Here is a 924-nt window from a genome sequence, read left to right as displayed (position 1 = left end):
CGAAAATCGGCATTTAAAAAACCAAGATTATGAAAGTAGAAAAGAACAAAATAGTATTTGCAACAGTATTGGCGGTGATTTTCATATTCCTTATTTCCTATTCCGTAATGGTAATGGGCGATGATGATAGCGAGAACGAAAGCCTACAACAAACATTAATTCCCGATTTAGAGGAAAACCAAAAAGAGTACGATTCTAAACTGGATGCCATCAATGATTTAAAGGAAGTGCGTGAAAATAACGCACCCAGCATCTATGATGAAAAGCTTATAGACTCGTTGGGCTTTTACGACCCAGATTTGCCCGAACGTGAAAAAGAACGTATTGTGGATAGTATTTACGATGCTGGCAAAATTCGATATTCTGAAAAACGCTATCAAAATCTGGGACAGAGAAAAGTTGCTCAAAAAAGCACAAAACAAATCGATTCATCAGAAATCAAACGAGAACAAAAAATTGAAGCCAAAGAATTAGGCTTAGAACATCAATTGTTCTTTGCCGCATCGCCAAAACCCAACGAGTTTTCAATCATCGGTAATACTGATGAAACAATTTACGTAGTAGTAGATGGCGACCAAATAGTCAAAGCGAATACCAGATTACGAATGCGCCTTACCAAACCTGCAATAATAAATGGTAAGCAGATGCCGAATAACACACCAATTTTTGGGTTTATCAGCTTTCAGCCCAATCGAGCTTTAATTGAAATTGAAAATATAAAGCACCATCCTACTAAACTCAAAGCATTCGATTTGTCAGATGGTAGTGAGGGCATTTATGTCGAGAACAATTTTCGAGCTGAAGCCACCACCGAAGTCTTGGACGATATTATTGGCGATATCAACATTCCCACCGTACCACAAGTTGGTGGTATATCCAAAGTACTCAGACGTAACAACCGAAACGTAAAAGTTACGGTATTGA

At 38.0% G+C, this 924-nt stretch carries 1 protein-coding gene; it reads left to right on the top strand.

Annotation, left to right across the window (positions count from 1 at the left end; all coding sequences use genetic code 11):
- Positions 1–29 precede the first annotated feature (29 nt).
- Positions 30–924: conjugative transposon protein TraM (traM, locus tag DCS95_RS20090; RefSeq protein ID WP_116772578.1), on the top strand; the 895-nt coding region annotated here is incomplete at its 3' end.

Source organism: Maribacter litoralis, from assembly GCF_003075045.1.
GTDB classification, from domain to species: domain Bacteria; phylum Bacteroidota; class Bacteroidia; order Flavobacteriales; family Flavobacteriaceae; genus Maribacter; species Maribacter litoralis.
Note: the sequence above shows the minus strand (reverse complement) of the source record. Positions and strands in the feature narration are given on the sequence as shown.